General features: G+C 43.2%; 6 protein-coding genes. All 6 read right to left on the reverse strand.

The window, feature by feature from the left end; genetic code table 11:
* On the reverse strand, positions 1 to 262 hold a 262-nt coding region (locus LHW48_10210; protein MCB5260821.1), incomplete at its 3' end, for an amidase.
* A gap of 17 nt (positions 263 to 279) precedes the next feature.
* The gene (locus LHW48_10215; GenBank protein MCB5260822.1) at positions 280 to 1,674 is read right to left on the reverse strand and encodes a hypothetical protein; all 1,395 of its coding nucleotides are present in this window, start codon (positions 1,672 to 1,674) and stop codon (positions 280 to 282) included.
* On the reverse strand, positions 1,671 to 2,111 hold the full coding sequence (locus tag LHW48_10220; GenBank protein MCB5260823.1) for a phage holin family protein: 441 nt from the start codon (positions 2,109 to 2,111) through the stop codon (positions 1,671 to 1,673). The genes LHW48_10215 and LHW48_10220 overlap by 4 nt, the downstream gene beginning before the upstream one ends.
* 84 nt (positions 2,112 to 2,195) lie before the next feature.
* A complete protein-coding gene (locus tag LHW48_10225; GenBank protein MCB5260824.1) occupies positions 2,196 to 4,667 on the reverse strand; it encodes a hypothetical protein in 2,472 nt (823 codons plus the stop codon).
* Positions 4,668 to 4,678: 11 nt separating this feature from the next.
* On the reverse strand, positions 4,679 to 5,182 hold the full coding sequence (locus tag LHW48_10230) for a hypothetical protein (protein ID MCB5260825.1): 504 nt from the start codon (positions 5,180 to 5,182) through the stop codon (positions 4,679 to 4,681).
* Positions 5,183 to 5,199: 17 nt separating this feature from the next.
* On the reverse strand, positions 5,200 to 6,607 hold a 1,408-nt coding region (locus LHW48_10235), incomplete at its 5' end, for a siphovirus ReqiPepy6 Gp37-like family protein (GenBank protein MCB5260826.1).

The raw sequence follows: 6,607 nt of genomic DNA on the forward strand, positions 1-6,607 counted from the left end.
GCAATGTTTGGTATGTGGCAATGGAGCCATCTGCTAACTTACCAATAAAAGCATGGACGCAAACTTGACGACCTCCAGGTTTATCCTGATTCCAATGATTATTGTATTGGTTCTTTCCGAGCAAACCATCATCTGGACCAACATATCTCTTCAACCATGGGTTGTTAGCCCCTGTTGAATGAACCATTATACCCTTCGGTTTTATTGTTTTGCCTGCTTTGTAGCAGGCATTGTTCGTAAGTATTAGTTTGTATAATTTCATTATAATCACCTCAACATTTAATCATTTGGCTCAGGTGTAAGATGGACAGGGTACAGGTGATAGGTAAACTTTAAATCACAATAAGCATTTGATGATGTTCCATCACTTCCCATACAGATATACAGTCCATAACCTGCTGGAACTCTGGCCTGCCGCATTTGAATATGAATGTGCAAGGATTCTGCTGAAGTATTCGATCCGACAGGTGTACTCCGTTGAATTCTAGTGAATGTCTCCTCATCATTGGAAATATACAAGTCCAGTTCCTTTTCACTAGTATCCGATTGACGACAAAGAGTTATCAAATGGCAATCATAAGCCGTCGTATACAATTCTCCACCCTGACCGCCAATAACCACACTATTAATAGGTAATATCGTGTGCAAAGGACCACGAACACTGTTTGCACCGCCTGAACCCGAGACATTACCCGACAAAATATATCTTGAATAGGCCGACCGGGTGAAGTCACTAATAATAGCCGTTGCTGTGGATGAGAGAGGTATTGCGGAAGTCACATTTTCTGCTCTTTCAAGTAGAAAAAGGCTCTCACCTGCCTCAACGGTAGTACTACCTATGGAAAACCTTTGACTTGTCCAGTAAGCTGTACAAATTGGGTTTGGATCAGTCCCAGTTCCATAGGCAATATTCATTTCGTCATCAATGCCCCTTATAGCTCTAGCAAGTGTCTTAACTGTATTACGAAGGGTGTCTTGAATTAGAACCTGCACATTATTTGTAGCTGGACTGCCCAAAGCTGTAACGAAAGTATATGTTATCGTGCCAATTACTACATTGTTTCCATTTGCCATATTGCTAAATGTGATGGCTGCCCTCCGGCTAATCATATCCGGTGCACTAGCTGTTTCTATTGGATGCAAATGATTGAGTAGAATACCTGTCCTCCTATATAGATTTTCGCGGGTATCCTCAACCAAATTGTGTGTTGTATTTAGCAAATCATAGTTGTTGTTTAAAAGATTATAAGTGAGGTTGAGCAGATTATTTATTTCATCAATATCCAGTTCAGCTAAAGCCGAAAGCACTTTATTTAACCATTCCTGTGCAGGAGGTTCTGGTGGTTCAACAATTCCATCCACAAGAGCATCCTCGACTATGGTTAGTATTCTTGCACTCTTTCCAACCACATCACCATAAGTAACCCTTATTTCAAGCCGACCAACACCAACAAATGATGTGTCCGTTGCATTGGGCTGCCATGTAAGGACACCATCAGCGTAGTTCGTGACTACCGGATATGCAACCCCATCAGGCCTTTTGTAAATCGCATTTAAGGAGGCACTTGGGTAGTTATTTTCCAGTAGGCTTGATACATCAAACTCAATATTTCGGTAATTGTGTTCACCGCGTCGACCAATGAATACCGTTACCGCTTTTGTTAAGTCAATCATATTTCATCACCTGGCTTAGGAGGTTCCTCATCACGACCATGTAGTTGCTTAAGAACCGCCTTTAGTTTTTCTGGGATGGGTAGCCCAATATGACCTGCATTCTCCAAAATGGATACACCCTCGTTACTTAGGTAGAAAAAGATTACCGCTGTTCGCAAAGCGCTGCCATCGTATCCTGCACTCCCCAAAATTTGTGTATCAAGAATATGAGCGATACCTACCATTACAAAGATGAGCACCTTTTTGAAAATTCCCTTAGCACCAATTTCGCTGGACAGCTTTTTATCTGTAATCGCACAAAGGACACCTGTCAGATAATCAATAGCTACAAAAGTGACCAGTGTATATAGAAATCCGTCAAACCCGCCGAGAAACCATACAAGAAAAGCACCAACAGCCGCAAAAGCTAACTGTATCCAATTCCAAATCTCTTTCACTGTAAACACCTCCATTACATTAATTTGTGTATTTAAAAAAGCACCCCTGTAAAATACAAGAGTGCTGTTGCCGTATCACACACCTTACAGCATCAGTATAAGATCGTGGATTTGTTGCATCACATCCGCCTTTGGACGCCCTGTTCCAATAGGGAGCCATGTCACAGGTGGTATATCAAATGCTGCAGAAGAGTCAAAACCATTAACCACTGTAATGATAGTATCAATAGCCTTTCGGATTTCAGTAATGTGAAATGGCCATTTTTTAACTGTTGTTCTTCCCGCAATAATCTCTTCACTCCAAATTACAGGGGATAAGTTGTAATAACTTAGCACTATATTTAAAGCGGTTCGAAGCGTCTGAATATGTGCTGCCTTTACGACAGTCTCATTTGCAGTAATCGTTTCAAAAGGTGGCGGTAATATAGTAAATGTCCTGACAACTTCTGTGCTTGCCGACTCAATATCACTATCAAGACAGCGGAAGGTTACAGTATGGTTTCCTACTGCAAGCGGTTCCGCTTGGTACACCGTACTAACACCATTTCCCAGATAGCCACTCGTAGAAAATCTCTCAGGATTATCCACACTATTAACCCACTCACCTGAATCAATCTTTACTTCCACAATCTGTGTCTGACCGTCTGGTTCAGTGCCTGTAGTAATCATAAAGCGTGGTGTAGTGTTATAAGTAGACTTTCCGGTCATAGGACTGACGATGATCGGAGCAGCAGGCGGACTGTTTTTCTTTACCGTGTTACTAACCACATGGCTTGAAACTGCATCAAGTGTATCTGTTACGCTTATTCGATAGCGGGTATACATTCCAGGTACCGGGGAAGCATTTACCTGATGGGTACCTGAAGTAGCACTTGAAATAATAGTAGTCAATGCTTCATATACCGACCAATTTATACCGTCTGCTGATGTAGCTTGTTGAATAACATATTGCTTGATGGCACTGGTTCCCGGTATCGTTCCGCTCCACATAAGAGTTACTGTATTCGTCTCATATATTGGCGGAGTAGCAGTGAAAGAAGTAGGCGGAATGGGCAGTGTATTTCTGCGGACAGTGTTGCTAGATATAGTCCAGTCAGAATAAAAACTCTCTCCAGCCGTGCCACGTGTCCTAACTCTAAACCTACGGTAATAACCGCGAGTTGTCGGTGGGCTAACAACTACGCTGCCACTTGTTGTTGAGGTAACCACTATTGTTAATGCTGTCCATGCTCCCCATGTGCTGTTATCTGCCGAGTCACTATATTGAATCTCATAGGATGTGATGGTGTTGCCTGCTCCACTGGATGCACCACTCCATGAAAGAGTAACATTTCCTTCAGCTAAAGTTGAACTTACCGAGCAAGCAGTAGGTGCTCCACAAGCCGTGATATCACAGTAAATGCTATTACTGATTTTTTCCGAGGAGTAGACATCGAGATTATCTATCGTCCATACACCAAATTGAGTATATGTTCCTGGAACTCGTGACACGTTAGGGTTATAACTACCTCCACTAGCCGATAGGGCCAATATGGTTAGAACGTTCCACGGACTCCATGTGCTGTTATCCGTAGATGTTCTACTGGCAATCTGGTATCCCTTGATTGCACTCGTACTTCCAGAAGCACCGCTCCAAGTAAGCGTGATTGTTTCATCACTATAATTGATTGGAGTAGCAGTCACTGTAGTTGGTGGGCTAGGAACTGTGTTTCTGCGAACAGAGTTCGACGATACCCTCCAGCCTGAATAATAACTTGCTCCTGCTGTCCCCCGAGTTCGCACCCGAAACCTACGATAATTACCCCGTGTTGATGGTGGTGCAACTGACAAGCTGCCACTAGTGGCCGTGGTGGTTACTGTAGTTAGTGCTGTCCACGATCCCCAATTCAAGTTGTCAGCAGAATCACTATACTGTATCTCGTAGGAGGAGATGGCATTATTTGTACCACCGGAAGCACCACTCCATGATAATGTAACATTGTCCTCCGAGAGGGTTGCACTCAATGAACAGGATGTCGGAGCACTACAAGCTGTGGTTCTTATTGCCCAGTTAATGGTTAACACTATCTGGCTTAAATCATCTCTGGCTCGAAATCCCATATAGTTTAGTGTGCTGGAGCCAGCATCCATGAATAAACAATTACTAGCTCCACTACCGATGGAATCAATGAGTGCGGTGGAAATTGCGATATCCTTTGTACCCTGTCCGGCAGAAACAGTATAGCTATATCCAGAAGTAACTTTCGTAGGTCTACTCCCGGATATGCTGGTACCCGAACTAGGAGATGGCAAACCATATGCATTTCCAGCATATAGTGTTATCGTTCTAGCGGAACCCCAATCACCTGCAGCTATCCTAACAAGACGAATACTGGCAGAGGTAGGATAATAGTTTGCATAGGTATTTCGAATACTTGTAAGGTCAAATAACATGGCACCAACATTCTCATAATTATTGGCTGGGGCATAAACCCCTTGTCGAACGTAGTCGGTTACACCCGCAATCCAACTGCCATTACGCCATGTACAAGCATTTATCGCTTGATAGGTTGCCATAGAAATTCACCTCACTCGTAAACCGCCGATACCAATGAGTTCACCAACCCACAAAGGCTGGTATTTAATCTGGTATCAGTAATGTTATTTGCTGCAATTGATGTAGCCGCAGCAGGTACAAGAACGTCTGCAATACCGAGTTCATATACATCGCTGGTTCTTGTTAAGTCTGGAGCCACTGGTGTAGCAGCTGGAGTCCCTGTAACAACTGCAAGCTGAATATTCCTGCTGATTTGGCTTAAGCGAACAACAATCCGGTCAATGCGTGGATTGCTACCGTGCGCTGTAGTGAGAGGCATATTTAACGCATCTGTATTCTCATATCTATATCCATTAATCCACGCACTTCCAGCCGCCACGCTTACTGCCAATCCCATCCCTGGTGATACCTGCAGATTTGTAGCTGTTTTATAAAATATCCCGTTTGAAACAAGACTTCCAAAGTATGCTGCAAAATCCGTGGCATCATAGACTCTATCTCCATCGGATGAATTGAAAAATCCGCTTTTCTCCATACAAAAATTCCTCCTTCCTAGATGGTTTTCGTATACTCGATAACCACGTAGCCCGTATAATCTGTCCGGTCAATACCTGGTTCAACAACGACATTTGTTTTATCCACATAAAGACCGATTTGTGAAGCGAAGTTGTTATACCGTGCAAGCGGTAGTGGCAAGAAGTTGGTGCCATTTGTTGCAAAGCCAGATAAACTAACAACTGTACTTAGGTTTGCAATACCATGGGCTACGCTCCCAGGAGTAGCATTGGGAAGGGAGCCGAGGTTTACAACTTTTCGATATATTGGCTTACCATCTATCCATAGACGCCCTGTGTTTTGTTCTGTCATAGAGTAATCAGTAAACGCAGAGGAGATTTTAGTTGCTGTAATCGTTCGTTCTGCAATCTTTGTACCAGTGACCGCTCCATTTGCAATCCGTGCTGTAGTTATTGGATCGTTATTAATATTTAACCAGTTCGCTTCACCAGACGGATTGTTAAACACAAAAACAGATATCACATAAAACGTCATTGTATTGCGTGATATAAAAAATCCCATTGCCCGTTGATATCCGTTTCCCGTGTTATCCCCGCTATGCTTTACCAAAAAGACATGCCCGTCATCGCTTGGCTGATCACTGAATTTGTTGCCGCTCCACGAGGTGAAGTAAAAGGCATCTCCAGGACTCATATGGTGCAGGGCATACTGGCCGATCGATATAGTTCCTTCTCCAACAATTACCTCAAGTGAGGGCAGTTTCCCAAACAGATTGTTGATACTATCGGTAACAGTATCTCCTTGGATATTGGGGTCAAGGTCATGAATATCTCCAAGTGTTTCTGACACATTGCCTAACGCTTCTGCAATATCAGAGATGCCAGTTGGGGCAGATAATGCAGTTTTAATCTCACTCATATCAGAGCGAATTTTTTGAGCTATTGTTAGCTCGCTCTTTCCGAATACTACGCTGATGCTTTGACCGTCCGCGTCATATGTCTCCTCCACTTCAGCGATTCGTGTTGTCATAGATACACCCCATGCTTTGGAAATAACCTTAACAACCTGCCCAAGGTCAAAGTCTACCTTATAAGTCAGGTTGCCATGTGGGTTAACTGATGTATCAAAGGAATAACGTATTACTTGCTCATTTAGCTTGCTCTGCCCACGAAAAATCAGCGTATTGATATAATCCACTCCAAAATCTTCTGCCCGTAGGTCTTTAGCATCCACAAAAATCTCATGTCGAGTTTCTCCCGATCCACTTGTAATTGCTACAAATGTCCGCTCTGCACCTTCACCCTCTCCACCTATAAGAGCAGTGTTAGCAAAATCTGCTGCACTTACTGTATAAACCTGCTCAGTTAGGTTCTCATACTCCTTAGAGAACACTGCCTGTGATTCAGTCCCCTTATACAGCATTATTGTAAAAACCCCTGTTTCA

Source organism: Candidatus Cloacimonadota bacterium (assembly GCA_020532355.1).
Taxonomy (GTDB): domain Bacteria; phylum Cloacimonadota; class Cloacimonadia; order Cloacimonadales; family Cloacimonadaceae; genus UBA5456.

Coding starts and splice junctions, on each gene's coding strand:
- LHW48_10215 (MCB5260822.1), bottom strand. CDS start 1,674: ATGATTGACTTAACAAAAGCGGTAACGGTATTCATTGGTCGACGCGGT.
- LHW48_10225 (MCB5260824.1), bottom strand. CDS start 4,667: ATGGCAACCTATCAAGCGATAAATGCTTGTACATGGCGTAATGGCAGT.
- LHW48_10230 (MCB5260825.1), bottom strand. CDS start 5,182: ATGGAGAAAAGCGGATTTTTCAATTCATCCGATGGAGATAGAGTCTAT.